Annotated in this window: 28 protein-coding genes and 2 pseudogenes (1 of these 30 running past the window's edge); 11 read left to right on the plus strand and 19 right to left on the minus strand. The window is 32.8% G+C overall.

The genetic code is table 11. From position 1 onward, the window contains the following. Nucleotides 1-171 precede the first annotated feature (171 nt). The gene (locus tag STRUR_RS10425) at nt 172-1,317 is read left to right on the plus strand and encodes a tyrosine-type recombinase/integrase (protein ID WP_006738650.1); all 1,146 of its coding nucleotides are present in this window, start codon (nt 172-174) and stop codon (nt 1,315-1,317) included. A 173-nt stretch (nt 1,318-1,490) separates the two neighbouring features. Here the strand turns inward: STRUR_RS10425 and STRUR_RS10430 are convergent, their stop codons facing one another. From STRUR_RS10430 to ispE, 4 genes are all read right to left on the minus strand, one after another. Then, a complete protein-coding gene (locus tag STRUR_RS10430; RefSeq protein ID WP_006738457.1) occupies nt 1,491-2,303 on the minus strand; it encodes a metal ABC transporter permease in 813 nt (270 codons plus the stop codon). Then, a complete protein-coding gene (locus STRUR_RS10435) occupies nt 2,293-3,003 on the minus strand; it encodes a metal ABC transporter ATP-binding protein (RefSeq protein WP_006740110.1) in 711 nt (236 codons plus the stop codon). Before STRUR_RS10435 ends, STRUR_RS10430 begins: the two co-directional genes overlap by 11 nt. Nucleotides 3,004-3,006: 3 nt before the next feature. Further along, nucleotides 3,007-3,450 (minus strand): zinc-dependent MarR family transcriptional regulator, encoded by a 444-nt coding sequence (locus STRUR_RS10440; RefSeq protein ID WP_006739921.1) that lies wholly within the window; start codon nt 3,448-3,450, stop codon nt 3,007-3,009. A gap of 67 nt (nt 3,451-3,517) precedes the next feature. Continuing rightward, nucleotides 3,518-4,366 carry a 4-(cytidine 5'-diphospho)-2-C-methyl-D-erythritol kinase gene (ispE, locus tag STRUR_RS10445; RefSeq protein ID WP_006739457.1) on the minus strand — a complete coding sequence of 283 codons (849 nt, stop codon included), beginning with the start codon at nt 4,364-4,366 and terminating at the stop codon, nt 3,518-3,520. Between the two features lie 297 nt (nt 4,367-4,663). Here ispE and STRUR_RS10450 point away from each other — a divergent pair, with 297 nt between their 5' ends. Then, nucleotides 4,664-5,647 (plus strand): polyprenyl synthetase family protein, encoded by a 984-nt coding sequence (locus STRUR_RS10450; RefSeq protein ID WP_006738712.1) that lies wholly within the window; start codon nt 4,664-4,666, stop codon nt 5,645-5,647. Between the two features lie 24 nt (nt 5,648-5,671). Here STRUR_RS10450 and cydC read toward each other — a convergent pair whose 3' ends face one another. From cydC to STRUR_RS10480, 6 genes are all read right to left on the minus strand, one after another. Next, entirely contained in the window at nt 5,672-7,420 is a 1,749-nt protein-coding gene (gene cydC / locus STRUR_RS10455) for a thiol reductant ABC exporter subunit CydC (RefSeq protein ID WP_006739592.1), read from the minus strand. Next, nucleotides 7,413-9,131 carry a thiol reductant ABC exporter subunit CydD gene (gene cydD, locus STRUR_RS10460; RefSeq protein ID WP_006738843.1) on the minus strand — a complete coding sequence of 573 codons (1,719 nt, stop codon included), beginning with the start codon at nt 9,129-9,131 and terminating at the stop codon, nt 7,413-7,415. The genes cydC and cydD overlap by 8 nt, the downstream gene beginning before the upstream one ends. Continuing rightward, nucleotides 9,131-10,150 carry a cytochrome d ubiquinol oxidase subunit II gene (gene cydB / locus STRUR_RS10465; RefSeq protein WP_006738408.1) on the minus strand — a complete coding sequence of 340 codons (1,020 nt, stop codon included), beginning with the start codon at nt 10,148-10,150 and terminating at the stop codon, nt 9,131-9,133. Before cydB ends, cydD begins: the two co-directional genes overlap by 1 nt. Then, nucleotides 10,150-11,577 (minus strand): cytochrome ubiquinol oxidase subunit I, encoded by a 1,428-nt coding sequence (locus STRUR_RS10470; protein WP_006740064.1) that lies wholly within the window; start codon nt 11,575-11,577, stop codon nt 10,150-10,152. The genes cydB and STRUR_RS10470 overlap by 1 nt, the downstream gene beginning before the upstream one ends. 121 nt (nt 11,578-11,698) lie before the next feature. Next, nucleotides 11,699-12,907 (minus strand): NAD(P)/FAD-dependent oxidoreductase, encoded by a 1,209-nt coding sequence (locus STRUR_RS10475; protein WP_006739836.1) that lies wholly within the window; start codon nt 12,905-12,907, stop codon nt 11,699-11,701. Nucleotides 12,908-12,923: 16 nt separating this feature from the next. Beyond that, on the minus strand, nt 12,924-13,823 hold the full coding sequence (locus STRUR_RS10480; RefSeq protein ID WP_006739040.1) for a prenyltransferase: 900 nt from the start codon (nt 13,821-13,823) through the stop codon (nt 12,924-12,926). A 153-nt stretch (nt 13,824-13,976) separates the two neighbouring features. On the opposite strand from STRUR_RS10480, the gene STRUR_RS10485 reads away from it, so the two are divergent. Continuing rightward, nucleotides 13,977-14,606, plus strand: a complete 630-nt coding sequence (locus STRUR_RS10485) for an NAD(P)-dependent oxidoreductase (RefSeq protein ID WP_006740710.1) — start codon at nt 13,977-13,979, stop codon at nt 14,604-14,606. A 47-nt stretch (nt 14,607-14,653) separates the two neighbouring features. Here STRUR_RS10485 and STRUR_RS10490 read toward each other — a convergent pair whose 3' ends face one another. Beyond that, nucleotides 14,654-15,346 (minus strand): GNAT family N-acetyltransferase, encoded by a 693-nt coding sequence (locus STRUR_RS10490; protein WP_006740423.1) that lies wholly within the window; start codon nt 15,344-15,346, stop codon nt 14,654-14,656. A 37-nt stretch (nt 15,347-15,383) separates the two neighbouring features. Further along, the gene (locus STRUR_RS10495; protein ID WP_231288902.1) at nt 15,384-16,241 is read right to left on the minus strand and encodes a helix-turn-helix transcriptional regulator; all 858 of its coding nucleotides are present in this window, start codon (nt 16,239-16,241) and stop codon (nt 15,384-15,386) included. A gap of 87 nt (nt 16,242-16,328) precedes the next feature. On the opposite strand from STRUR_RS10495, the gene STRUR_RS10500 reads away from it, so the two are divergent. After that, the gene (locus tag STRUR_RS10500; RefSeq protein ID WP_006739277.1) at nt 16,329-17,474 is read left to right on the plus strand and encodes an MFS transporter; all 1,146 of its coding nucleotides are present in this window, start codon (nt 16,329-16,331) and stop codon (nt 17,472-17,474) included. 102 nt (nt 17,475-17,576) lie between these two features. On the opposite strand, the gene STRUR_RS10505 is transcribed toward STRUR_RS10500, so the two are convergent. From STRUR_RS10505 to STRUR_RS11410, 6 genes and pseudogenes are all read right to left on the minus strand, one after another. After that, the gene (locus STRUR_RS10505; RefSeq protein ID WP_006738768.1) at nt 17,577-18,740 is read right to left on the minus strand and encodes an MFS transporter; all 1,164 of its coding nucleotides are present in this window, start codon (nt 18,738-18,740) and stop codon (nt 17,577-17,579) included. A 652-nt stretch (nt 18,741-19,392) separates the two neighbouring features. After that, nucleotides 19,393-19,581: a hypothetical protein gene (locus STRUR_RS10510; RefSeq protein ID WP_006740435.1), complete on the minus strand. Its 189-nt coding sequence runs from the start codon at nt 19,579-19,581 to the stop codon at nt 19,393-19,395. Nucleotides 19,582-19,608: 27 nt separating this feature from the next. Then, entirely contained in the window at nt 19,609-20,187 is a 579-nt protein-coding gene (locus tag STRUR_RS10515; RefSeq protein ID WP_320153876.1) for a DUF998 domain-containing protein, read from the minus strand. 188 nt (nt 20,188-20,375) lie between these two features. Then, a complete protein-coding gene (locus STRUR_RS10520) occupies nt 20,376-20,798 on the minus strand; it encodes a YjdF family protein (protein ID WP_006738980.1) in 423 nt (140 codons plus the stop codon). A 129-nt stretch (nt 20,799-20,927) separates the two neighbouring features. After that, nucleotides 20,928-21,023 (minus strand): annotated as a pseudogene (locus STRUR_RS11960) (class I SAM-dependent methyltransferase); the annotation flags it as partial. A 316-nt stretch (nt 21,024-21,339) separates the two neighbouring features. Then, nucleotides 21,340-21,649 (minus strand): annotated as a pseudogene (locus STRUR_RS11410) (transposase); the annotation flags it as partial. Between the two features lie 255 nt (nt 21,650-21,904). Here STRUR_RS11410 and STRUR_RS10525 point away from each other — a divergent pair. Then, nucleotides 21,905-22,312, plus strand: a complete 408-nt coding sequence (locus tag STRUR_RS10525; protein ID WP_006739928.1) for a helix-turn-helix domain-containing protein — start codon at nt 21,905-21,907, stop codon at nt 22,310-22,312. Nucleotides 22,313-22,322: 10 nt separating this feature from the next. Beyond that, nucleotides 22,323-22,655: a hypothetical protein gene (locus STRUR_RS10530; RefSeq protein ID WP_000181338.1), complete on the plus strand. Its 333-nt coding sequence runs from the start codon at nt 22,323-22,325 to the stop codon at nt 22,653-22,655. Nucleotides 22,656-22,918: 263 nt separating this feature from the next. Here STRUR_RS10530 and STRUR_RS10535 read toward each other — a convergent pair whose 3' ends face one another. Next, nucleotides 22,919-23,374 (minus strand): helix-turn-helix domain-containing protein, encoded by a 456-nt coding sequence (locus STRUR_RS10535; protein ID WP_000021848.1) that lies wholly within the window; start codon nt 23,372-23,374, stop codon nt 22,919-22,921. A 249-nt stretch (nt 23,375-23,623) separates the two neighbouring features. On the opposite strand from STRUR_RS10535, the gene STRUR_RS10540 reads away from it, so the two are divergent. The 5 genes from STRUR_RS10540 to STRUR_RS10560 form a co-directional block, all read left to right on the plus strand. Further along, a complete protein-coding gene (locus STRUR_RS10540; protein ID WP_006740082.1) occupies nt 23,624-23,962 on the plus strand; it encodes a hypothetical protein in 339 nt (112 codons plus the stop codon). A gap of 13 nt (nt 23,963-23,975) precedes the next feature. Further along, nucleotides 23,976-24,335: a hypothetical protein gene (locus STRUR_RS10545; protein WP_006739299.1), complete on the plus strand. Its 360-nt coding sequence runs from the start codon at nt 23,976-23,978 to the stop codon at nt 24,333-24,335. Between the two features lie 351 nt (nt 24,336-24,686). Beyond that, nucleotides 24,687-26,033, plus strand: coding sequence for a Rep family protein (locus tag STRUR_RS10550; protein ID WP_006739109.1), 1,347 nt, complete (start codon nt 24,687-24,689; stop codon nt 26,031-26,033). A 68-nt stretch (nt 26,034-26,101) separates the two neighbouring features. After that, entirely contained in the window at nt 26,102-26,296 is a 195-nt protein-coding gene (locus STRUR_RS10555; RefSeq protein ID WP_000562208.1) for a DUF3173 family protein, read from the plus strand. A 4-nt stretch (nt 26,297-26,300) separates the two neighbouring features. Beyond that, nucleotides 26,301-26,473, plus strand: partial view of a tyrosine-type recombinase/integrase gene (locus tag STRUR_RS10560; protein ID WP_006739233.1) — the beginning only. Its footprint extends 961 nt past the window's final position; only the first 173 of its 1,134 coding nucleotides appear in the window; it begins with the start codon at nt 26,301-26,303; the stop codon falls past the right edge of the window.

Genomic DNA, 26,473 nt, shown 5'->3' on the forward strand with positions numbered 1-26,473 from the left:
TCATATACTAGGATTTTCTCGTATTTTCTAGTATTTTACGGATTTTAAATCCGAAAAACTCTAACTTGCTATCACAATTTAGGACTACGGCTATACACTCTCATTTTCCAACAATTCATATAAACCTAGAACCTTTTTAATAATGGCTTGCCTGCTGTAGAAAGGTTTATCATGAATATCAAAGAAGTTATTAAAAAAAACGGTACAAAAGTGTACCGCTCAAATGTTTATTTGGGAGTAGATAGCATTACAGGAAAGAAAGTTAAAACGACTGTAACAGGGCGAACGAAAAAAGAGGTTAAAACAAAAGCCCAGCAAGCCCAAAGCAATTTCAACGCTAACGGGTCAACTGTGTTCAAAAGAGTAGAAGTTACCACATACAAGGAACTTACTGATTTATGGTTAGAAAATTATCAAATGACGGTTAAACCTCAAACACTCGTAAACACGCACCAATTTTTGAGGAACCATATTTTACCTGTATTTGGTGATATGCAACTAGATAAGATACATATAGCACACATACAAAGTTGGGTAAACAAGCTAGCTTTCAAGATTGTTAATTATGGGGTGGCTGCCTCAATCAACAAACGTATCTTACAATATGGGGTTAGTATGCAATTGATACCGTTCAACCCTGCGCGTGAGGTTATTCTACCCAGACCACAAAAGGCAGGCGCTAACCGTATCAAATTTATCGATAAGGAAGATTTGAAAACATTCCTAGACTACATGGAACGACTAGCACCCACCGCCTACAACTATTACTATGATAGTGTACTGTATAAACTGTTACTTGCTACTGGTTGCCGATATGGAGAGGTGGTAGCTCTTGAATGGTCTGATATTGATTTTGACAATGCAACTATCAACATTACCAAGACTTACAACCGAATTGTAAAACAGGTTGGCACACCTAAAAGCAAAGCAGGTATCAGAACTATCAGCATAGATAATAAAACTATTCTCATGCTCAAACAGTACAGGAACAGACAACGCCAAGCATTTATGGAGATTGGTGCGCCTGCTCCTGCCTTGGTATTCTCTACAACGATATCAAAATACCCAAACAGTGACGCCAGAACCAAGTCACTTAGACACCGTTGTAAAGAAGCAGGTATACCACAATTTACGTTTCACGCTTTCAGACACACACACGCTAGTTTATTGCTCAATGCTGGAATTGGCTATAAAGAATTACAACACCGCCTAGGACATGCAACGTTAGCCATGACTATGGATACTTATAGCCATTTATCAAAAGAGAAAGAAAAAGAGGCGGTACTATATTATGAAAAAGCTCTCCAAAATTTGTAAAAGTCCACAAAAAGGGGAGTAAATTCAAAACAATAGACCTAAAAACACCCTTCAAACGTTGATATTATAGGCTTTTAGATAGCAAATAAGAAAAAATATTTTGTATTAACATTTGAATAAATGTTAATCAAGCTAAATCAGATAAACAAAAAAGACCAAGTCAATTGGTCTTTTTATTTTTTAATAAGTTTATTGAAAATGGCTACTAATATAAATATACTAATGAAAATCATTGTAATCGTCGCACTTGCGGGCGTTTCCCAATAATAAGACATAAAAATCCCGGTAACCATACCCACAAAACCAATTAGGATACCTAAGAAAATAACAGATTTAAAGTTTTTTCCAATCCGCATGGCAATACTTGCTGGTAAAACCATAATGGTAGATACCAACAATGCCCCCGCTGCAGGAATGGTAAGTGCAATAGCAACACCTGTCACAATGTTAAAGAGAACAGACATCATTCTGACTGGTAAACCATCTACAAATGCCGTATCTTCATCAAAGGTTAATATATACATTGGTCGGATAAAAAGTAAAGTTAACACCAGAACAATAATCGCAATCACAAATAATGCAATGACTTGTTCCATACTAATAGTAATGATGGAACCAAAAAGATATTGCTCTAAGCTCATACTGCTATTACTTTTTGATTTACTCATAATGATAAGTGATAGCGCGAGCCCAAGTGACATCAAAATAGCAGTCGAAATTTCCATGTAGTGCTTATAAACCACACGCAAATATTCAAGTAAAACAGCAGCTAACACCACAACAATAATGGTTGTCCAAGTCGGTGATACCCCGAATAAAATTCCTAAAGCAACACCAGCAAGAGAAACGTGACTCAATGTATCACTCATTAGGCTTTGTCTTCTCAAAATGAGAAAAATACCTAAAATAGGCGCGAACACACTAATAGCAATGACTGATAGTACCGCTCTTTGCATAAAATCATAAAAAAGGATGTCAAGAAACATGGTTCTCTCCTTCCTTATCATTTTCATGAATATTGAAACAACGCCAAGGAAGTGTTTGATTTCGAACTAGGTGAATATTACGGTCGGCATAGTCTTTGACTTCCTCTGGATCGTGAGTGATCATCAATACTGACTTTCCATGTTTGTGAGCATTATGATGCATTAATTCATAAAACTTTTCTGTAGTTCCAGCATCCATACCTGTAGTTGGTTCATCTAAAACAAAAATATCAGGATCTGAAGCAAACATGCGTGCAATTACGGCGCGCTGTTTTTGCCCACCTGATAGACTTCCAATACGTTTATGACGATTGTCCCACATTCCTACTGATTCTATACTAGCTTTGATATGTTCTTCATCATGTTTTGTTAGACGTCTAAACCAACCATTTCTTGGATAACGGCCCGACTTCACAAATTCATAAACTGTTGAAGGAAAACCGGCATTAAAACTAGCTATTTGTTGTGGGAGATAAGCTATTCTAAGTTTTTTCCCTTTACTATTTACCTTTGAAATTGTTACTTTTCCAATTTTAGGCGTTAATATTCCTAAAGTCGCTTTGATTAATGTTGATTTAGCAGCACCATTTTCACCAGTCATGGTAACAAATTCACCGCTATTAATATGATAAGTAATATTTTCGAGAACTGGCTCTGTGTCATATTGAAAAGCCAATCCTTCGACTGAAATATATCTCATTATTTACCTTTCTAACTCGTTTGCAAAAACAGTTAAAAAGCGTTCTATTGTTGCCTGTTCTTCTTTAGAAAAACCATCTAAAATCTGATGATAGACTTTTAAGGTCGCATCATGATGGTGAGTATGTTCCTCAGCAATTGGCTGTGCCAAATCAGTTAATTCAAAGTAAGTTACACGCGCATCTTCTGTATCTTTTTGTGATGCCAACATACCTTGTTTAATTAAACTTTTGATAGCTTTTGTCACAGCAGCTTGACTAACGTTTAAACGTTTTGCCAAATCGGAATTAGTCAACTGCTCTTTTGATAACAACATTAATATATGTTCTTGAGTATTTGTCAATTTGACATCACTCTGACATGAACCAAATAATAGTTCCGTTTTATTCTCAGCTTTTAATAAAATCTGATTCACTAAATGATCTAATTGCTTTTCTAAATGACTCATAAAACGCCTCTTTCATTAACCAGTTAATTATACCATTTACCCTATAAAGAATCAATGATAACTAGTTCTATAAACTTCTCACTTTATACACTTCTTTACAAAAACCTCTCATGCTATTGACAACACGATCTGCTTTTTTTTCAGTCTGACAAATACCAAAAACAGTTGGACCACTCCCTGACATTAAAGCAATATCTGCTCCTGATTTTGTCATTCTATCTTTTAATTTTTGAATAAATGGTTTCCTATTTATTGAAATATCTTCCAACGAATTTCCCATATAAGACAACATCTCTTGGTATTGATTTGACTCAATAGCATTTATAAGAGAGATAATATCAACATGACTAATTGACTCACAATCTATCTCTGGAAAAATGGTACGAGTTGAAATCCCAAAATTAGGTTTCACCAAAACAACCCAAAATGACGGACTCTTTTTCAGATGAGAGACAACATCTCCCATACCTGATACATGGGCCATTCCACCAAATAAACAATAAGGAACATCACTGCCAATTTGTTTAGCTATCGCTACCATTTCATCATCAGTCATTTTGAGATTCCAAAGTTGGTCAAAAGCACGAATAGCAGCTGCAGCATCCGTTGACCCACCACCTAATCCTGCACAAACTGGAATCTTCTTTTCAAGATAAATAGACGCACCACCTTTTATACCATACTTATCTTGAATTAATTTTGCTGCTTTTAAAACATCATTATTTTCATTTGTGGGGATGCGATGATCATTTGATTCAAAAATAAATTGGTCATCTTCTCTTGTTTCTATTGTGACATAATCATTTAAATCAATACTTGTCATCACCATAGATAAATCATGATAACCATCGGGTCTTTTGCATATGACATCTAGACCAAGATTTATCTTTGCAGGTGCTTTCTCAATCACTTTCATACCGACTAAAGATCCTTTACATTTTTTTATTATTATAACAAAAAAGAAAGGGAATTGTCTAAAAATAATAAAATTCAATAAACCTTATGATTTAAAGCTTATTTACAACTTTAATAGACTTTTGTTTTTGTGTTTCTAATAAAATGAGAAATACAAAAAGCTAGAGTTTTAGTGATGTCAAAAAAGAAACTTTCACTTGGAAATATGATCTTTTTTTCAATATCTAATGACTATTTCTAGCAATCAAACTGATAATACGGTAAAATAATAGTTAAAAGTAACTAGGGAGAATGATTGATGTCATCATACTGGAGCAAATATCCTGAAATTGAACATAATATAATAGAAGTTGAAACTCTTATCAAAAATAGGGTACATGTCAGAAATCCAGAAATTGAAGAAGCAATCATCTCATTAAATCGTTCTGGTGGGAAAAAGCTACGACCTGCTTTTTTCTTTTTCTTCTCAAAATTTGGGGACAATAATAAAGATCAAGATCACAGCAAATTAGTGAAGATAGCAGCATCGTTAGAAATCCTTCATATGGCTACACTCATCCATGATGATGTCATTGATGATTCTCCACTGAGAAGAGGTCAAAAGACAGTTCAGACACAATTTGGAAAAGATATTGCTGTTTATACTGGTGATCTTCTATTTACTATCTTTTTTGAACTGATTTTAGAAGCTACTAATGATTTTGAATACATGGCTATTAACTCAAAAGCCATGAAAAAAATTCTTCTTGGTGAATTAGATCAAATGCACCTTTACCATAATCAAAACCAGACTATCAGAGATTATCTTCGAGCCATTTCTGGAAAGACTGCAGAATTATTTAAACTTTCTGCCAGAGAAGGAGCTCATTTTGGTGGTGCAAATCAAGAAATCGTCAGACTTTCTGGTAAAATTGGTTACTACATTGGTATGGCTTTCCAAATTCTAGATGATATTTTAGACTATACTGCTGATGAAAAAGAACTAAATAAACCTGTTTTAGAAGATCTAGATAAAGGGGTTTACAGCCTACCATTACTTTTAGCCATGAAAAAAGAACCAGAACTTTTTAAAGCTATTTTAAATAAAAAAGAAAAAATTACTAAAGAAGATAAACAAAAAGTCGCTCAAATGGTTATCAGTCAGGATGGCGTTGAAATAGCGCGTGACATTGCCAAACGTTACACTCAAAAAGCCATCTCAGCCATTCAAGAATTGCCAAAGTCAAAAAATCAAAAACAATTGTTACAATTAACCAAGCAATTACTAAAAAGAACAATCTAAAAAAGCCTGATATTCAGGCTTTTTTTAGATTTCTCCGTCATCAACTGCTTTTAAATGTCTATATCGTGGGTTAGTCTCACTCAGTTCAACTGGTGAACCTGACATCTCAAGTTGACCATTTTCAATAAAAATAACTCTATCTGCGTACTCAACGCCTTTAAGATGATGGGTTATCCATATTAAGGTTTTATCTTTTAATACTTCCATAAATGTCTTTAATAATTCAACTTCTGTAACAGGGTCAAGACCAACTGTAGGTTCATCCAGTAAGATAATCGGACTATCTTTTAACAAGATGCGAGCTAAAGCTAAGCGATGTCTTTCACCACCGGAAAAACGCATACCTGCTTCATCAACCATAGTATTGAGACCATGAGGTAATTGTTGAACCATTTTTTTTAGGCCTACACGTTCTAATACTTCCCAAACTTCTTCGACAGAAGCATCTGAGCGTCCAATCCTAATATTATTTAACAAACTTGAGTTAAAGAGATAAGGTGCTTGTTGAATCACTCCAATATAATCTGAAATAGTATCAGATAAGTCTTTTGTTTCAATACCACCAAGCTTTATTTGCCCTTTAGTGGGAAGCAAATCCCCTCTAATCAAAGTTGCTAATGTGCTCTTACCAGATCCACTTCTACCTAATATAGCAAGTTTTTCACCTTGTTGGATGTCAAGGTTTATACCTTTTAAGATTTCTTTTCCATCCTTTTCAAATTGAAAATACAGATTACTAATTTGAAGTTTTAGAGAAGCATCGGGGATTAAAGCAGTCATTTCTTGATTCTTAAAATCTGGCAACTCATTAAGTCTTTCCAGCGAGTCTGCATAAGTATTTGTCTCTTGACTTGCTGCAGAAAGGCCTGAAAATGCATCAGCTAAAGGAAATATTGCTAAAACAAAAGCTGCAATCCAATTGGCATCACCACCATGATGTCCAACAAAACGAAAACTTGCCCAGATGATTGTTAGTACAGCTAACGAACCAAAACAGAATTCTACAAGAAAAGCGCGTTTATTATTGAAATTTCTGAGTTTAGACTGAACCTTTAACAACTCTTCTTCTGCTGTTTCATGTAAAGCCACATAGTCTTGACCTCTTTGGCTAAAAATCCAATCCGAAATTCCTAGCACATTGTCTGTTAAATCTGTATATAGTTCATTTTTTATCATTTTTTCTCTCTTTTGGCGGGCACCATTTACCAATACCGACCATAATGGAAAGGCTAATAAAAATAACAAAAAATAACAGAACGTAAGCAGTGCATAAGGTAGCGAAACAAAGCCAACACTGATTACAATAAAGATATAAAGTAACCAAGCGATAAAGGTAGGAAAAATAGTCCGAAGGTATAGATTTTGGATATGATTAATATCTTCAGATAAAAGTCCCATAATATCGCCTAAACGATAATCACGTTTTATGAAAATAGCATCTTTTTCTAACGTTTCATATAATTTCAAACGTAGTTTAGAAGTCATTTTTAAAACCCAATTGTGACTGGTTAATCGCTCTAAATAATGAAAAACAGGACGTCCGATACCAAATGCTCGTGTCAGTACAATGGGCACATAGACCAGCAAGATATTACTTGGTAGAGCAGCTGATTTACTGATCAGAAAGCCAGAATTAAACATGAGTGCACCTGCACAAAAGAAAGTTAGAAAACCTAATAATAAAGCTAATATAAGTGTCGCTTTATATTGTTTTAGAAATGGTTTCACCCATTGATCATGTTTCAATTGTTTGAATAATGGAATTTTACTCATGTTCGCCTCCCATTGCATGTTTCAATTGATACAATTTTCCTCTTTTGGCTAGTAATTCTTGATAAGTCCCCATTTCCACCAACTCTCCTTGATCTAAAACCAAAATCATGTCCATTTGGTTTAACCAATGAAGACGGTGCGTTGCAAAAAAGACTAATCGATTTTCCATTAATGGAATCATTTTTTCTTTTAATTCCAATTCTGTTTCGATATCTAGATGTGCTGTAGGTTCATCAAGAAGCATAATCTTACGATTCTGATCTAAGAAAGCACGCGCTAATGCTATCCGCTGAGCTTGCCCACCACTTAGAGGTCTTGCACCATTCCCGATAATAGTATCTACCCCTTGCGGAAGCTCTTCAACTAAATCTTCTAGGCCAACCACTTTAATAGCTTTTAAGATGGCGTCATCACTCGCTTCTGGCGTGTAAAAAGCAATGTTATCTTTCAAACTCATCTCAAAAACATAAAGAGATTGGGGTATATAAAGAAATTGTTTTCGCCAGTCTTCTTGATTCAATGTCTTAAAACTTTGACCATCAATTTTAACAGTACCTTGGCTCAAGGGTGTAAATCCACTAATCATATTAATTAAACTTGACTTCCCTGAACCACTCATACCAATAATTCCAACTTTTTTAAAACCTTTAACAGAAAAATGAGTATGTTCTAACAAGGTTTTATCTTTGTAAGCCATCGCAACATCATCAAAAACAATTTGACTCTCCTTAGACCAAGTGGCAATTGTTTTTTTATCTTCGCTTATCACCGTTCTGGTTAATATCTTCTGAATTGCTTGCAAAGCATTCTTACCATCAAGTGTAGCATGATAATCACTTGAAAATTCTCTTACAGGTAAAAAATATTCTGGAGATAAAATTAAAACAGTCAATGCTGGAAATAACAGAATATGCTCATTAATCAAACGCAATCCAAGAAATACAGCTACTATTGCAATTGATAATGTTGTGAAAAAATCAAGTGCAAATGTGGAAAGTATCCCAATTTTTAAGGTACTCATTGTTGATTTACGAAATGACTCACTTGTATTATAAATACTTTTGGCATACCTTTTGCTAATACCAAAAAAAGAAAGGGTGTCAATTCCTCTTAGAGAATCCAAAAAGTGATTTGATAAGATTTGAAAGGATTCATACTGTTTATCAGCTTTTGATTGTGCTGCCAATCCCAAAACAATCATAAAAATAATAATCAATGGAAAAACCAACAATAAAATCAAACCAGATTCCCAATCTAGAAGAAATATAGCTGCCAAAATAATCCATGGCGTAATACTCATATTGATCATTTTTATCAAGATAAGATGAATGTAATTTTCAACAAGTGAGACACCATCTAAAGCCATTGTGATGACGTTCCCAGTCCCTTCCTCTTGAACAATTTGTGGACCTAAGTCAAATAATTTTTTCAGCAAGTTTTGCCTTAAGGTTTTTGACTGACTTGCAGCATAATCATCTAAGCGACTATTTTTGAGATAATTAATACCATGCCTAGCAGTATAACAAACAAGAAAACTAAGAATAGCAAGAAGTTGTGAAGAAAGTGATTTTCCTTCCCACAACCCAGTAATGGCACCACTCAGTGCCATAGCTTGTCCAATAACAAAGATTGCTTGAAGGAAATCCAATCCAACAAGCAATCCTAATACTTTATGAATACCAGACAAGCGTAAAATAGATTTATCTAGCATTATTTGTCCCCCGTAACAATAACAGATAATTTGATACGTTTTCTAAAGATATAATAAGCCCAAGCAGTATACGCTAAGACAAATGGTACTAAAGTAAGCGCAACAATTGACATCACTTTTAAAGTATAAGGTGTTGATGATGCATTTTTGATTAAAATATCAAATTTATCACTAACAGAACTAATCATAACACGAGGAAATAGGCCTTGGAATAATAGCACAACGACTGCAACTAAACTTAAACCACTAGACAAGAAAGCCGTCATCTCAGCACGTTTAAAGACTGAGATTTGAGCTAGCAATGTCAGACCAACAATAACCAATACTAAAAGACTAGTTAGTAAGAAATGATTTTGGAAGAAATCTGTCTTAAAGATCAACAATAATGCAAAGACAACTAAACCTAAGTAAAGCACCCAGTATAATAGTTGAGCATAATTACGAGCTCTGTCTCTAACAGGACCTTCTGTCTTCAAGGTAATGTAATTTAGGCCATGGAGATAAGCTAACAGTAGCATGGCTACGCCACCTACAATTGAAAATAAGTTAAAGTAGTCTCCAAAGTGAGCTGACATATTCCCTTGAGCATCAATTGGCATACCTTGTACCAAACTGATAAACATAACACCAAAGAAGAAAGGAACAATTGCTGAACCAATTGATAATGTCCAGTTCCAAATGTGTTTTTGGCGAGAAGGCACTTTATGTCTAAATTCAAATGAGACCCCACGAATAATCAAACCAAATAAAATCGTTAATAAGATGAGATAGTAACCACTAAAGAGTGATGCATACCAATATGGGAATGAAGCAAACATAGCACCACCTGCTGTTAATAGCCATACTTCATTACCATCCCAAACAGGTCCAATTGTTTCAACAATTTGATCTTTTTCGTGTTCACTATGAGCCAGTGTTTGCACCGCCATACCAACACCAAAATCAAAACCTTCTAAGAAGAAGAAACCTGAAAAAAGAAGACCGATTAAGAAAAACCAAAGAAATTGTAATCCTGACATTAGTAAGCCTCCTTATCAAATGGATCTACTGATGAATATCCAAAAAGTTTTAACTCTCTTCCAGCACCATCTGGACCCTTTTTCAATTCACGAATAACTAAACTTACCATCATCAATCCTAAACCACTAAAGAGTAGGAAATAAACTGTATTTGACACAAATAATGATGCAACGGATACATTTGGTGAAACACTATCTTTGATTTTAAATAAGCCATAAACTGTCCAAGGGTAACGTCCTTGTTCAGTAATCACCCAACCAAATGTATTAGCTAAGAATGGTGCAAATGTCGTTAAGCCTAGAATCCATAACATCCATTTTTGTTTGAATAAAATTGGATTTTTCTTTCTTGAGAAGAATAAACCTAGTACAGAAACACCAAACATAAGAACACCAAATGCAGCCATTAAACGGAAACTGTAAAAGAGTAAGTTAACCATTGGATAATAGTTATCTTTACCATATTTTTTGACAAGAGCTTTATTTGCTGTTTCCATACCATCAACAGATCCTGATGGTTTATCATATGACAAGATACTTAACATATAAGGAATCTTAATTCCAAATACTTGCTCTTTTTTAGCTTCATTTGCCCAGGCTACTACTGTCCAAGCAGCTGGATCTCCTGAGTCCTCGTAGTCACCTTCCATTGCCGCAAATTTCATAGGTTGTTCATGAAGTAAAGCCTTCATTTGCAAGTCTCCAATTCCTATGACTGAGAGTGAGCCAAACAATGAAACGATTAAACCAATACGGATAGATTTTTTATAAATACTTTTTGCTGTTTCAGTCAATGATTCAGGTTTAAGTAATTTGAAAGCTGCCATACCAGCTACAACAATACCACCCATTGTGATGGCACCAGTAATAACATGTCCAAATTCATAGAAAAATTGGAAATTAGTGATCAAAGCTAAGAAATCAGTCATTTGAGCTCTACCATTTTTAATCACATAACCTACTGGATGTTGCATAAAGCTATTTGCTGTCAAAATCCACATGGCTGACATCAAAGAACCAAAAACAACTAACCAAATGAAACTATTGTGTAATTTCTTACCAATTTTTTTATTGTCCCATGTAAACATCCACAAGCCTAAAAATGTTGATTCCATAAAGAAGGCTAATAAGGCTTCAACGGCAAGTGGTGCCCCAAAAATATCACCAACAAACCTAGAATAATCAGACCAGTTCATCCCAAATTGGAATTCCTGAATAATACCTGTGACAACTCCGACTGCGAAACTCAAGAGCATGATATTACCCCAGAATTTTGTCATCACTTTATACTCTTCTTTTTTTGTCACCACATAACATGTTTCCATGATAGCAACAACTAATGTTGTCCCAATTGTAAATGGTACAAAGAAGAAGTGAAAAATAGTTGTCATCGCAAATTGAAAACGTGCTAAAGCTTCAATTGTCATAAAACTCCTCCTTTTCTTTCCCCTCTAAGAAAGAAAAAATAACTATGAATTGCAAGCAATTCAGTTTAATATTATTGCAACATAATATTATTAATACCTAAAACATCTGCTACAGTTTTTCTTAATGATATAAATCAAAACGACCTTTAGCAAGTAATTCTTTCAAACCACCCATATCAACCAATGATTTGTTCATGATTGTTTTTTTCATAAATGAAGCTGGATAGCCTTTTAAAGAAGATTTTCCAACAACACCAAAACCATGAGTATTTCCAACTGATGCTACTGTTCCTGCTGCTTTATAGCTAAATTCTTCCGTAGCTTCACCTTTTAATTGATGTGCTAAGTTCTTACCAACATGTGCACCCATTCGTGTTGCAATTTGCGCAGTTGTTGGGAATGGACGATCTGTTTCTGGATCCATGAAGGCTGAAACATCACCAATGATATAAACATTTTCATAATTTGGATCACGTAAATCAGATTTGACAACAACACGTCCACGACGTTGATCAAAACCAGATTCATTCATAACTGGGCTACCACTAACACCAGTTGTCCAAACAATTGTCGCTGCAGAAATAGATTGATAATTAGTATCCTCAGGACTTGTGGCATAAACCACTTCACCTGGTTTAATTTCTTTGATCATTGAGCCTAACATCAAGTTAACACCTAATTTTTTGATTAAATCAACACCATAGTTGGCTAATTGATCGTCAAACATTGGTAAGATACGAGTTGCTGCTTCAACACAGATAACTTCAATGTCTTCGGCTTTAACACCAGCAATTTCAGCATAACGTTCTCTCTCATCAAGAAAGGCACCAGCTAGTTCAATACCAGTGAAACCTGCACCACAGATAAGAAGACGAAGATAATTTTTATCTTTTGTCTCTTTATATTTTTTCATCATATCAATGATATGATTGTGAATATTTTCAGCAGTATCAATATCCACCATTTGAAGTGCATTTTCTTTAGCACCTGGAATACCAAATGTTTCTGAACAAAAACCAAGTGACACAACAACATAATCATAATTTAAAACACCATGATTTTTTACTGTAACAGTTTGTTGTTTTGGATCGACTTTAACCACTTCATCTTGTAAAAAAGTCACTTTATCTTTGTTGATAACATCAGCAATTGGAAAAGTAATCTTATCTTTAGGTTGTGAGCCAGATGCAACCTCATGTAATTCAGTTGCTTCATAATGATAGTCATTACGATCTACTAAAGTAATGTGAAAATCACCTGATTGTTTTTGCAATTGACGAACAGTTTTTAACCCTGCGTATCCTGCACCTAATACTAAAACTTCTTGCATGTTAAACATGTCTCCTTTAAAAAATAATTCCAATAAAATACGTTAATGCCTGCACAAAAGAGCCTAAGGCTAAAATACGTACTGCACAACTAAATGTTTCTCTTTTTACTTGTTTGTCTATCAACATTTTTGTTTGTTTGACAACAAAAGGTATTAACAAGAAGCTTGCTAAAATGGTAATTGGTGCCAAATGAAAATAATACTCAAGAAAAATAGAAACAAATGCAATTATATTTGCTATTACAAAAATTCCTAAACTTGTCTTCGTTCCAAGATAATGAACAATAGTGTAACGATGATTTTTCTCATCTTCTTCTTTATCACATAAGTTATTGGCAAGCATCAGATTAGCAATCCACACTGTATTAGGTAAGGCAATTAACAATACTCTCACTAAACTTGGCAAATCCCAAGTAAAAACGTTATTAGTGTTAATATAAACACAAATCAGCGTTATCATAAATCCCATAGTAAAGCCTGAGAAAAACTCTCCTAATGGTAAACTTGAAAGTGGCTTTGGCCCAAATGAGTATAAAATACCTACTGCGAAACAAAATACTCCCATTATTAGCAAAGGAAACCCAACAAAGTAGCATAGTATTAAGCCTAATACTCCAGCTAAAATAAGCATACTATACATTAAAATTGATACCATTTTAAGTGAAAGGTTTTCACGGCCAATAATATTAGTATTTTCTTGATAATCTGAGTCAACAGCTTTATGATAATCATTGTAATTATCCCAGATGTCAACAAACATATTAAACAAAAACATTGCAACAAAGAATAAAAGTAGAAAAATAACATGAATGGAATGATAGTAATAGTAACTATAACAAATTCCAATAAGAAATGGTAAGACACTAGCTGTTTTAGCTTTCATCTCTACCAATTCTAGAAAAATAGGAAGTGTCATCCTATACCTCATTTTCTAAAATATCCTTAACATTACTATTATAGTGCAAAGTAATCAAGAATTAAAATATTTGGATTAAAAAAATCACAAAAGGTCTATTCATTGCAATAATACTATATAGTGCTAAAATAGAAGCAGAAAGTGGGTAAGCAAATGAAAATAGTTGTTATAGGAGCAAATGGTCGATCCGGATCACTTATTGTTGAAGAGCTTGTATCAAGAGGATTTGATGTAACCGCATCAGTTAGAAGAGAAAATCAAACAAAAGCTCAGAAGTCACTCGTTAAAGATCTTTACGATCTAACAAAAGAAGACCTAGCAGAATTTGATGTTATTGTTGATGCTTTCGGAACAGGCAATCAAGCTTCACCTGAATCGCATAAAACATCTCTTGCACATCTCATTCATTTAGTAACTGGAAGTGATAAGCGTCTCATTATTGTAGGTGGTGCTTCAAGTTTATATATGGACAAAGAACACAAACTACAATTGTTTGATACACCCGATTTTCCAGAAGCATATAAACCCAATGCATTAGCCATGAAAGAAGCTTTAGAGGATTTACGTCAACACAACGAAATTAACTGGACTTACATTAGTCCAGCTGCAGAATTTAGTTATGATGCGCCAAAAACTGGCAATTATATTTTAGCTGGTGAAGAATTTAGAACAAATGACAAAGGTGTTAGCGAAATTTCTTATGCTGACTATGCTATCGCTTTTGCTGATGAAATTGAATCAGGTAAGCATTACCAAGAACGGATCTCTGTTCTTGGTAAATAATCAATTCACAAAAAAGACAAGACTTAAATCTTGTCTTTTTTGATATCCTACAAGTCTTGTAGCGACTTTTTTTGCTTCCCATTTTCATCAAAATTACTATCATCAAGCCATTTAATAAATCGTTCTTTTTGATTTGGCCATTCCTTATCCAAAATAGAGAACCAATCGGTGTCCCTATTTCTATTTTTATAAACTAAAGCTTGTCTGAATGTTCCTTCATAACTAAAGCCTAAACGTTTTGCAGCATTTTTAGAAGCTTGATTCAAACTATCACACTTCCATTCATAACGGCGGTATTTTAAGTTTTCAAACACGTACTGCATCACTAAAAATTGGGCTTCAGTTGCCATTTTACTAGCTTGCAATTGAGGAGAATAAAATACCCAACCCATCTCAACAACTCTAAAATTTGGATCAATACGCATTAGTGAAAAACTACCCACTATTTGCTGAGACTGGTTATCAATAATAACCAAGAAATAAGAATCCTGTGATGTTAACATATAGTTGAAATGTCCCTGAAAAGCTTCTTTACTTTTAAATGGCTCAAATGACATATAAGTAAAACTCTGCTCTGGAGTTGATTGCCCAAAAAGGTCAAACAAGCCATTCAAATGATAAGATTTCACCTTTTCAACCGTTACAGTTTTTCCCTTTATTGAATCAAATTGAGGAACTTGACCTTTTTGAAAATGATTTATAGGCTGTCCAATTGGTTGACCAAATTGATTATATGCCATAAGATAAACTCCTTTTTCCTAGTACTGATATCAAAATTCACTTTTGAGAGTTCTGATATTGTTTGGGACTAACGCCATATCTTGCTTTAAACAACGATGAAAAATGACTAGATTGTGAAAAACCAACAGCCTGTGCTATTTCTGCAATGCTCAATTTTTGCTGATATAATAAAGTTTTTGATTTTTCTAAACGGTAGTGATTAATATACTGATGTGGTGTTACCTCAAAAATTGCCTTAAATTGCCTTTGACACATTGAGATACTAACATGAGCACTTTTGGCTATATCCGATAAACTGATTGATTCATAATAATGCTCTGCAATGTAATGTAACATACTTTCCATTATCAAATTTTCTGGCAACGATTCTTTGTCAATATTATCAATCGTAAAGAGATGATAACATAAGTTTGCTATTAGTAGCTGAATGTGAAAATAATCGATAGCTTTCTTAGGTGGGACAGACATTTGAAGCTTTTTTAAAAAATCTATCACAATACTGTCATTTCTTGAAAATCTATCAAAGTAGATTATTTTTTTTGACAGATCTTGTGCAAGCTCTTCTATCAAAGTTCTAAAATGAGAAAACTCAGAGCTAATCAGACCTCCTAAAAATAAAAATGAGATATAATGTGTTTTATCATTTGATGAGATGAGGTGAATAATATTTTTATTGATAAAAACAGCTTGTCCCGATTTTACAGTAAGTTCCTGATTCAAGGTTTTGACTACAATATTACCACTTATAACATAAATTAATTGAAATTCTTCATGCCAGTGCATGAGACCAAAAGACTCTGATTTAGGGTACATTTTACCATTTTTAACTTCTAAACTAAGAAATGGAAATTCATTATTTAACTGTTTTTGGTAAATTATTTGTTTACTTTTCATAAAATTGACCATATTTTGCTATAAATTGACTGTTTTAAGCTATTATTTCCTTTTATTTTACCATATTATGATATTAAAGGAGCAACTATGAAAAATAAAAATATCTACCTCTTATCCCTTGGACATCTTTGTGCTGATTTGAATCAAGGAGCACTCTCAGCTTTATTACCCTTTATCGTTTCAGCTTATTTCTTTTCTTATGCAAAAGCATCTTCACTTGTTTTATTTGCCAATCTCATTGGTTCTATGGTTCAACCAGTGATTGGCCATATATCAGATAAGAAAGATTACCCTTGGATAATGCCATTAGGTTTATTATTAGCAGGTGCTGGGATGGCACTAACAGGATTTAGTGCTAGTTTCTCACTACTTGCTATAGGGGTCTTAATAAGTGGACTAGGTATAGCGATGTTTCATCCGCAAGCTGCCAAAACTGTAAATACTTTAGCTTCACAAAACCAAAAAGGTAGTAGCTTATCTCTATTTTCTTTTGGAGGTAATATCGGTTTTTCTTTAGGTCCTTTATATACAACTATAATTATCTCAACATTTGGATTAAAAGGAAGTATCTGGTTTTTTGCACCACAACTTCTTTTTAGCATTTCTTACAAACAATTTAAAACCCAACCTAAATTAGACACAGTTTTACAAAAAACAAAGTATAAGGACAATTGGAAGCAATTTGCTAAACTCTGCATTCTAATTTTCTCAAGATCTATTGTTTTATATGGTGTTAACACCTTTTTAGCACTATACTTTATTAACCACTTTGGTTTATCTAAGGCCAATGCAAGTATTCTTTTAAGTTTATTCTTTGCATTTTCAGCTTTATCTACTTTATTTGGTGGCCATTTAGCTGATAAACATGGTCAACCAAAAATCATTACATTTTCTTTCCTATTACTTTCAGTAAGTTTCCTACTTTTTTCAATAACAAGCCATTTAGTATTTGCCAAACTTATTCTTATTCCTTTAGCTATTGGCTTATCTTTATCTTACAGTCCAATGGTTTCTTTAGGACAGGCTTACCTACCTAATCATGTAGGTTTAGCTTCAGGTGTAACGTTAGGGTTAGCAGTCAGTATTGGTGGTTTATTTGCTCCCATTTTAGGTTTAGTAGGAGATCATTTTGGATTAAGTACCACCATTAAAATCATTGCTCTAATCACATTGATCCCTGCCCTATTTAGTTTCTTTCTTGAAAAGAAAAGTAACTTTTCTAAACATAATTAATAATAGCTATACAATAAAAAATGATCTAGTTAGACATAATCATGGGCTCATATGTTACTATTTCGTTTGATATAAAAAGTAAAGAGATATACTCTTTACTTTTTAATCTTTAATTGTGATTGATAAGATTAAGCTAATAACAACTAAAAGTATCCCTAATAAGGTAAAACTGATTGAAAATGTAAAATGATCAATAAATACCCCCATTAGCGGAAAGATAAAAACCATCATGACACTATTAATCATCGCACTGACACTGAGCATAGTTGCTCTAACACTAGATTCAAATTCTTTCTGTAAGCCGTTGGTATAAATTGGATAAAACAAAGCTACCAATCCATCGCTAATTAGAAAGATAATAATATAAACTGATGACTTTGCGACTATTGAAGAGATCAACAATAGTGCTGCCAAAGGAACCATAACTTTAAAAACTTGTTTCGCTGTCCACTTTTCACCTAGTTTACTTGCTAACCAAACACCTAAAATATTAACTAACGATGAAATGAGCATGACACTACTAATTTGCCAAGAATCTAATTTCGACATTTCATTTTGATAATAGAAATAAAACATAGAAATTAACGTTATTAAACACTCACTAACCATCAACCAACAAAAAACATCTTTTCTTTGTTGAAAATACTTAAAAACAGTAATAGCAATCATTTTTATACTGGTATTTTCTTGACTCTCTATCTTAAGGATAGGCTCCTTCATAAAGAAAATCAAAAATAGTGCAAGACAAGAACAAATGATTTGGATTATATAAGTTATGTTTAGTAGGCCATGAACAAAGAATCCTGCTAGTACCATTCCTATAGCTCTAGTTCCTTCAGATATCCCCGAAAGAATACTAGTCATTTTTAAAAACTCATTTTCTTTACCAGCTTCTTTTGCTGATTCAAATAGCATGGCATCGCTCGTTCCTGAGTCAAAATTATAAGACCATGCGTTAATAACCATTCCTATTGCATATACCCAAAAATTACCATTTCCTAATAACATGAATATAGCAGATAAAATGGATGCCAACCTAATACAAATGAGGTTCATCTTATACGTGAAGCGGTCCGCTAAAACACCTGATGGAATCTCAGATAATAAGCTCGTTGCATGAAACAGACTTTCAAGCAATCCAATCTGAAACCAAGACATGCCATTTTGACTTAGAAATAATAACCAAAAAGAGGTTATCCCAAAAAATTGAAAAAGACTACTAGCTCCTAAAAGAACAAAATTATTTTGATATGATCGTTTAAACATGTATTCATATTCCTCTACTTTTTAATTTGTTAATTTTATTAAACAATCTATCAGTTTACATAGTTCCCCCAATTGAAAAGCTTACCTTTTCAAATCTCCTTTTTACAAATTTAAATATGAATACTAGTTAATTTATCAAAATATCTTTATTTAATTCTACCATAAAATGCAAGATTATTAACAACTATCAATAATTATAGAGACTCACTTCATAGGATAAATTTGGAATACTAAAGAGTAATTAACATTTATAAAAGGTTTTAAGGTAATTTTAAAAAAAGACTCAAGAGTTACAACTTTGGGGTGATAACAAATCACAATTTTCCATAGTAAGAGCTAAATAAAAACTATTGAAGTGTAGTATTTAGTATCGAATAGTTAGCAATTCTCCTTAAATTCATCAAATATATGTTTAAAATACAAAGTTTATTCAGCAGTATTAAATATACATACTTAACTTTCTAAATTTAGTCTAGAATTAATACTAAAAAATTCAACTTAGAAAAGACTTAGGATAAAAAATAAAATAAAAAAACTTGCAAATATGCACGATTTAAAAGTAATACCGGCGGCCGAGGTCGAACTGGAACGTCCGTGAGGACACTGGATTTTGAGGTTTAAGTGATTCTTTAGTAACTCAAATTTCTACTAATTATTTTAACTTATCAAGATCATTCACATAACTTCTTACAACTGTACCACAATTTTTACAAATATCATGGTGCAATTCTAAACCAGTCCCTAAGATACTTTTAAGTGGTTGTAGGCCTGAGTAACTTTTATTTTGTTTATAAGTAACAAATTCTCTTTCTCCACAAAATGAACAAACTACTTCTTTCATATTATTCCCCTCTACATAACTATAATATTAATTCATTATCATCAATATATCTAAAAATAAGATAAAAAGTGCACTCGCATATAAAAATATTCTCTCAAAAATTCCAAAATATCTTTTTATTGGTTTTAGTATCAACGCTACGCAAAGTCCATATAAACCAATTTCAATAATATATTTCAAAAATACTAGTACTTCAAATTGATTACCAGTATACTCATGCAAAGGGATAATAATATTAAAAATAAAAACAGCCAATGCAGTAAATTGTATTATCACAAAAAATAAATGCATCTTACTAGATTTAGTTGTAGGTCTATTATCCAACTCAGTAGGAAAAATAATTACTCCAAGTACTGAAATCCCCCTAAGTAATAGTAGGTAAAATGCGAAATATTTTTCAGTAAAATCATTAGATAAAGTTAAAAAAGCAAAGGATAAAAATAAATTACTTAAATATGTTGATAATCCTAAATATAAAAATATTTTTTTGCCTGATATGATACCATAATCACTTACTGCATTAGTAAAAACACTTAGTTGATTCTTTCTTTTATGTAATACAACCATAAGTAAAAAATAGATAATTACAAATAATATTGAAATAATTGAAAAAAATCAAGCATATCCCTAACCTTATCTTCTAAAAATGATTAAAACTTTTACATACATTAATTTTTTCTATCAAATTATCAGGCAATTAGCAATATTGATAAGATGATTTGGTAAGATAAGTAGAAAAATTAAAAATAGAGAAGTTTGGTGATATCCAAACTTCTCTATTTATACAGACACTATTAGTGTCCTTTTCTCTTTTGATAGCGCTTTTTCTGTTTCAATTGATAGCGATAATTTTTTTCTTTTTCATTTCTTACCTTTTTTGTTACTTTATTTTGGCATTTAAGTTGTTCATGAATTTCTTTCATCGCAAGCTGAGCTTTAGTAGAAACAATTGGTTTATGATTAGATTTACTAATTTCTCTTTGCATACGTTTTGGATTAATTCTATGCTCAGTCACTTTATTTATTTTAACAGTTGATGTCATTAATAAATCATACTTTTCAAAAAGGATACCAAGATCATTTCTAATAAATTCAATAATTTCTTCATCCTTTGGTTCCTTTCCAAAAACATGACGAAAAGCTTTGTATCCATTATCACTATCATATTCAATTAAAGCTACCCAATATATACCATCAAAATAGACTGTCATTTCCATACAGCCCCCTCCTTAAAAATAAAATTTTGCAATGGACGACCTGGAGGGAAGGTTACTGACATTTTTTGAATGCTTGCAGACTACCAACTGCAAAGTGTTTTTATGCAATATATATTTTAACAAAAATTATTAAAACTTAATAGACAGATTAGCCAAATAGTCTGAGTCAAACTTACTTAATCGAGTACTACTATCTCTAGATTTATAAAAGTCAATAATAACGAAGTCATTATTCAATTAACCTTAAATGTGATTTTAAGAATATGACAAAAATTCAAATCAACATTCAGATTTCAAATAGTTCAAATTTAAATGAATAAAAAGACAAGGCCTAAAAACCTTGTCTATATAAGTATACCGGCGGCCGGGGTCGAACCGGCACGTCCGTGAGGACACTGGATTTTGAGTCCTACCAAGCACTTTTTAAAGCTAACAAACCTTCATTTAACAAGATTTGAGTTTTAGAAATCAACTTAAAAACTAAGTAATTTTGAGATTTTAGTGATTTTGGAGTGACCAAAATATTTTATACACCTGTCTTAATTTCTTCCAAGTGATCATCACAACTAGCATAAGATGGCATAAAACTGATGAAAAGTCGCCATTTCTATCTCTTGGAATGTTCAATTTGACTAAGCCATACTTGGTTTCAAACTATCGAGAATAAGTCCCATTACGGCTGCTAACTGTATTGTAACCTTCTTTTTCATATGGCTCATATCCAAAGCATGCTGATAGTTCAACCTGCAAGAGGTCATTCATAGCTATTTCTAAAAAGGAACGAAAGGATTATTCAACAATATCTTGTTTTTGTACTAGGAAGTTAAGTAATCTGTGGTAAACTGAGTCATGGGAATAAATTTCTTACTAGTGAAGTGTCGTAACTCTATTATTCAAGATTTATTCCTTTTTTGTGTTTACACAAGATATTTTACACTACCTTCAATAGTGATATAATTAGTAAAAAATATTTAATTTTTCAATAAAGACTACTCGTTTTTTAAGGATGTCAAAGAATTTTGACAGGGTTAATATCAAATGTAAAAATATTTATATGGACAGTATTAGAAATTTATGGGAAGATGAAATTATTAAGGGAGGTAAAAGTGGATATTGGAAAAAAACTAAAGTCAGCTAGAAAAGATAATCACTTAACGCAAGAAGAAGTCTCCGAACTAATTCAGGTCTCTAGACAAACTATCTCAAATTGGGAAAATGGGAAATCCTATCCTGATGTGATTAGTGTTATTATTCTATCTGATTTATACCATGTAAGCCTGGATGTATTGTTGAAGGAGGATGTGGAAATGATTCAACATATTGAAGAAAGTACAAATATTGTTAAGAGCAATAAAAAATTAATGTTAGCCATTCTTCTAGAGATTATCATCTTTTTAATTTTGATAGTTATTGCTAGCTTTTTTGAAACCAACATATTACTCATTACAGGAACATTTACTTTGGCAACACTTGCTACTGCATTTCTTTTGTACCAAATTGTTAAAAGGATTTAAGGTGAATACTATGACAAATCATTTCTCTATTTTTATGACTATCGGTGGCGCATTTTTCTTAGTTGGTAATATTTATTTGTATGTTCAACTTTATAAAATCATAAAAATTGATGCATCAGGTAGGGGATTCAAACATCCTAAATTTTGGGCTTTTTTTGCAAGTTCTGGAAACAACTCCGGTGGTTTACTTCTTTATTTACTCGGCCGTAGGTCATATCCAGTTAATTTAACTGATAATCAACAAAAGTTGATCGTTAAGTGTAAAAAAAGATTCACAGTTGGGCTTATATTTTTTGTAACTGGACTTATCGTTATCATTTGGAGTCTCGCTTTTATGAATTAATTCATAATATCATAATTTTCTTGAGATTAAAAACAGAACCAAAGAGAAGGTTCTGTTTTTTTATCCAATGATTTACATCTAGTTTGATTGATTACTATTCCAGAAACTTTATAATTATTCTATTCTACATCTATCACTTCATAAAATTTTTCATATTCTACTATTATATTTGTATGTTTTTTTATTACATACTATATTTAAAAGATATTACTTATTTGGATTAGCTACAGTATAAAATAAATTTTATTATCACATATTTTGTTTTATTTTGAATGCCTAATTAAATCAAGTAGCTCATCTTCTACTTCACTAAAAACAGTATTAAGAATTTCTCTTTCATCTTTATCAAGTTTATATTTTAAAATAAGGTCATCTTTTAAGTTAAGTGCATTTACTTTGTTTCTTGTCATTTCAAACATAATTGCAAATTTTAATTTATCTACATCTTCTTTTTCAAAATTTTTGATGTCGCTTACATCAAAATCGTCTAAAAATCTCAGTAAATCTACTTTCGAATATATAGTTTGTCCTAATAACTCATCTGTAGTAGTTTTAAATAGCTTGGCAAGCTTAACGACATTTTCTAGAGTTGGTTCTCTTTTCCCATTTTCCCAATTTGAATATGATCCTCTATTAATACCAATCTTATCAGCAACCTCTTGTTGAGTAAATCCTTGCTCTTTTCTATATTTGGTTAATTTATCTGAGAATATCGACATTGTTTCTCCTTTATGCTTCAAAATGACACTTTTTCTTGACAGCCGCGTCGCATTGAAGCTATAATATAATTGTGTCAATAAGACGCACTATGATTATATCACATCACCTAAAGATAGTAAAAGGAGGAGAAACATATTGATTACAAATTAATTGCAAGTCAAACAGGTAAATCAGTATCTACTATAAAGAAGTGGCGCCTACGAATAGAAAAACTTTCTGGATATAGCTTCAAGAAAGCTAAACATAAAGTGAGTCTCTATTCAACGCAAGTCTTTTATGTATTTACTGATGAGGAAGTATCTAAGTTTATTGAACTAAATAATCTAGTTAATGAAACTAATAACTTAGATCAAGCTATCAAACAGGTTTGGGGTGACCTTGATACTCAGCTCGAACAAGATTCAAAAAAAATGATTGCTGACTTAAGAAAGGACTTTCAAGCTTATCAAAAGAAAAGCTTGTTATTAATCCAATCACTTGGGAAACAGAATCATTCTTTATCGCAACGTCTAACCACTATGAGTGAACGGTTAGATCAACTAGAAGAGGAAAAAGATAAAGGATTCCTCTCAAAATGGAAAAAATAGAAAGAAGAAAACTATGAGTCTAAAAAATACAGATATCGCAGTGAAGAATTGGGAAGAAAAAGATTACCAATTAGTTGAAGTACAAGAATGGTTTGAATACAAAGGAAATGACCGAGAACATGCTGGTTGGAAATATGTGATTGTCTTACCTCGCTTACGTTATGAAAAAGTTGCTGTTAAAGTGCCTAATCCAAATGGTGAAGTTCCATTTATTTCAAGTGAGAAGTTAGCTGAGTTAGGTTCTGCTACTGTAACTTTCACTAATCTTAGTGTCGGTATGTATACACGTACAGCTAAAAATTCAGAATTTGTATCACTCGAATTAAGCGCAAAGGCAGATGGGATTTCATTAGCTAAGGAACCCGCTAAGTAATCTAAGATTTTTCATGTGAGTGCGGAGAGTTCACTCACTACGAGCGAGACGACGAAAGTCATAGCTCGTTAGGGAGTGAGAAACGTGTCCGCATGAGCAACAATGGAAAATCTTAGACTGATTTTGTAAAGAATTTTCTGGGATTTAATTTGCCCAATGTCCAATTATGACGGGCGCACCATTCAGGGCTTGTCGACAGAATGGTGTGTAACCCAATAATACCAATGCTTTCAGCAATTTTCGAAAAAACAAGAATCCTTGAAAATCTTGGGCAAATTGATGGGTAAATTAATGGGCAAATTAAACTAATTTGCCCAAGAATGATAAAAATTTTCTATAGAAAGGAGATAAATGAGTCGAAAAAGAACTACAACTTATATCTTTGAGCAACAATTGCATGCGGAATATTGGGATTGGGAGGAAGATAAAAAAGCATTATTTACCAATTGGGAAAGTAATAAAACAAAAATCTTCCAAGAAATTCATCGTCGCATTAAAACCCTTGAAGAAGATATTCCAGCTAAGGTCGCTTTTATTGTTCATGATAAAGATATCAAGTTTGGCATCAAGTCTGTAGAGCCTCATATCCATGCTTATATTGAATTTGCCAGTCGTAGAGACTTATCTGTATTAGCTAGTACTCTTGGTCTCTTACCTCAATATATTGAACCTAGTGGTCAAGGGAGATATGGTAAGGTAAATTCCAAAGCCTATTTAATTCACGCAAAGAGTCCTGATAAACATCAGTATGCCCCTAGCGAGGTGGAAACTTTTGGAACATTTGATTATGAAGCTTTCATTGAGGATAACAAAGCAGACTTTTCTAAACGTTATGCCGTTGCCAAAAGAGAAAAATCAGACGAAAGTCTCGATAAAGTCTTTCAAGAAATCATTAATGGTCATCTAACAGAAGATGATATCTTTGCGGACGAAGAATTAACTTTTCTTTGGTCTTATAATCAAACAAGACTTGATGAAGCTTTTAGAGCTTATGGCAAGATAGCTTCTAAACGAACCTTAAGGGAGTTAGAGAATGGTGAGTTCAAGCCAACAATTATTTATGTGCATGGTTCCTCTGGAATTGGAAAAACAACACTAGCACTTGAAGTGATTGAAGAAATTATCAAGAGAGCTAAAGAACAAGGTCTCAACTGGAAAATGTACAGTGCTGGTGCTAAAAATATTTTTGATGAGTATTTTGGTGAAGAGGTTATTCTCTTAGATGACCCAAGGTCTGATAGTTTATTACCAGCAGATTGGTTAAAACTCCTAGATCCTTTAAACAAGTCTTATCTATCAGCACGTTATAAGAATAAATTGGTTATTGGTCGTCTGATCGTGATTACCAATTATCAGTCCCTTAAGTCTTTCTTTGGAAAAATTCAAAATGAAGATTTAAACCAGTACATCAGACGGTTTAATAACGTTCTAGAGATTTCTAAGAAAAAAGGAAATCACGAAAAAGAAAAAGATAGATTCTACAATCTATCAGAAATTAAAGAGTTAAGTTACAATGATTATTACCAAACAGGATATAATCAAGAAATTCAATTACACTTTGGCGAGGAAGATATCTATTGCACTGACAATAAAGCAGATTTTATTAATCGTGTTTTAGATGAACATATTCTTCCTCGCATTTTACCACAAATAAAAAAGCGCATCCCAAATCCCGCTAAAGAAAAAGGAAACGCTTAGGACAAGATGAGGAGCTGGAACTCCTCAACCTGTCCTTAATTATACCATAGTTATTAAGGAGAATACACATGATAGCAACCGTAACAAAAGATGATTTAGTAGCCTTAGGCTTTTCAGAAGGAACGTCACGTTCTATTATTCGTAAGGGAAAACACCTTCTCGTTCAACGTGGATTCTATGTTTATGATAATAAACGTATTGGAACCATACCTGCAACAATTGCGGAGGAATTATTAGATTTAAAATTAACCTCTAAGGTATAGAGTCATGGCAATACGTAAAGCAAAGAATGGTGGATGGATTGTCGATGTTTCTGGCGGAATAGATCCTGTAACCTTTAAAAGAATTCGTATTGTTAGGAAAGGACTAAAAAGTAAAAAGGATGCTATTGAGTTAGAGTATCACTTAAGAGTTATTGAATTAAAAGAAAAGAATAGAGA

Source organism: Streptococcus urinalis 2285-97, assembly GCF_000188055.2.
In the GTDB taxonomy this organism is placed as follows: domain Bacteria; phylum Bacillota; class Bacilli; order Lactobacillales; family Streptococcaceae; genus Streptococcus; species Streptococcus urinalis.

Bases quoted from the DNA above. Each gene is read 5' to 3' on its own strand.
- STRUR_RS10425 (WP_006738650.1), top strand. From the start codon at position 172: ATGAATATCAAAGAAGTTATTAAAAAAAACGGTACAAAAGTGTACCGC.
- STRUR_RS10430 (WP_006738457.1), bottom strand. From the start codon at position 2,303: ATGTTTCTTGACATCCTTTTTTATGATTTTATGCAAAGAGCGGTACTA.
- STRUR_RS10435 (WP_006740110.1), bottom strand. From the start codon at position 3,003: ATGAGATATATTTCAGTCGAAGGATTGGCTTTTCAATATGACACAGAG.
- STRUR_RS10440 (WP_006739921.1), bottom strand. From the start codon at position 3,450: ATGAGTCATTTAGAAAAGCAATTAGATCATTTAGTGAATCAGATTTTA.
- ispE (WP_006739457.1), bottom strand. From the start codon at position 4,366: ATGAAAGTGATTGAGAAAGCACCTGCAAAGATAAATCTTGGTCTAGAT.
- STRUR_RS10450 (WP_006738712.1), top strand. From the start codon at position 4,664: ATGTCATCATACTGGAGCAAATATCCTGAAATTGAACATAATATAATA.
- cydC (WP_006739592.1), bottom strand. From the start codon at position 7,420: ATGAGTAAAATTCCATTATTCAAACAATTGAAACATGATCAATGGGTG.
- cydD (WP_006738843.1), bottom strand. From the start codon at position 9,131: ATGCTAGATAAATCTATTTTACGCTTGTCTGGTATTCATAAAGTATTA.
- cydB (WP_006738408.1), bottom strand. From the start codon at position 10,150: ATGTCAGGATTACAATTTCTTTGGTTTTTCTTAATCGGTCTTCTTTTT.
- STRUR_RS10470 (WP_006740064.1), bottom strand. From the start codon at position 11,577: ATGACAATTGAAGCTTTAGCACGTTTTCAATTTGCGATGACAACTATT.
- STRUR_RS10475 (WP_006739836.1), bottom strand. From the start codon at position 12,907: ATGCAAGAAGTTTTAGTATTAGGTGCAGGATACGCAGGGTTAAAAACT.
- STRUR_RS10480 (WP_006739040.1), bottom strand. From the start codon at position 13,823: ATGACACTTCCTATTTTTCTAGAATTGGTAGAGATGAAAGCTAAAACA.
- STRUR_RS10485 (WP_006740710.1), top strand. From the start codon at position 13,977: ATGAAAATAGTTGTTATAGGAGCAAATGGTCGATCCGGATCACTTATT.
- STRUR_RS10490 (WP_006740423.1), bottom strand. From the start codon at position 15,346: ATGGCATATAATCAATTTGGTCAACCAATTGGACAGCCTATAAATCAT.
- STRUR_RS10495 (WP_231288902.1), bottom strand. From the start codon at position 16,241: ATGAAAAGTAAACAAATAATTTACCAAAAACAGTTAAATAATGAATTT.
- STRUR_RS10500 (WP_006739277.1), top strand. From the start codon at position 16,329: ATGAAAAATAAAAATATCTACCTCTTATCCCTTGGACATCTTTGTGCT.
- STRUR_RS10505 (WP_006738768.1), bottom strand. From the start codon at position 18,740: ATGTTTAAACGATCATATCAAAATAATTTTGTTCTTTTAGGAGCTAGT.
- STRUR_RS10510 (WP_006740435.1), bottom strand. From the start codon at position 19,581: ATGAAAGAAGTAGTTTGTTCATTTTGTGGAGAAAGAGAATTTGTTACT.
- STRUR_RS10520 (WP_006738980.1), bottom strand. From the start codon at position 20,798: ATGGAAATGACAGTCTATTTTGATGGTATATATTGGGTAGCTTTAATT.
- STRUR_RS10530 (WP_000181338.1), top strand. From the start codon at position 22,323: ATGACAAATCATTTCTCTATTTTTATGACTATCGGTGGCGCATTTTTC.
- STRUR_RS10535 (WP_000021848.1), bottom strand. From the start codon at position 23,374: ATGTCGATATTCTCAGATAAATTAACCAAATATAGAAAAGAGCAAGGA.
- STRUR_RS10545 (WP_006739299.1), top strand. From the start codon at position 23,976: ATGAGTCTAAAAAATACAGATATCGCAGTGAAGAATTGGGAAGAAAAA.
- STRUR_RS10550 (WP_006739109.1), top strand. From the start codon at position 24,687: ATGAGTCGAAAAAGAACTACAACTTATATCTTTGAGCAACAATTGCAT.
- STRUR_RS10555 (WP_000562208.1), top strand. From the start codon at position 26,102: ATGATAGCAACCGTAACAAAAGATGATTTAGTAGCCTTAGGCTTTTCA.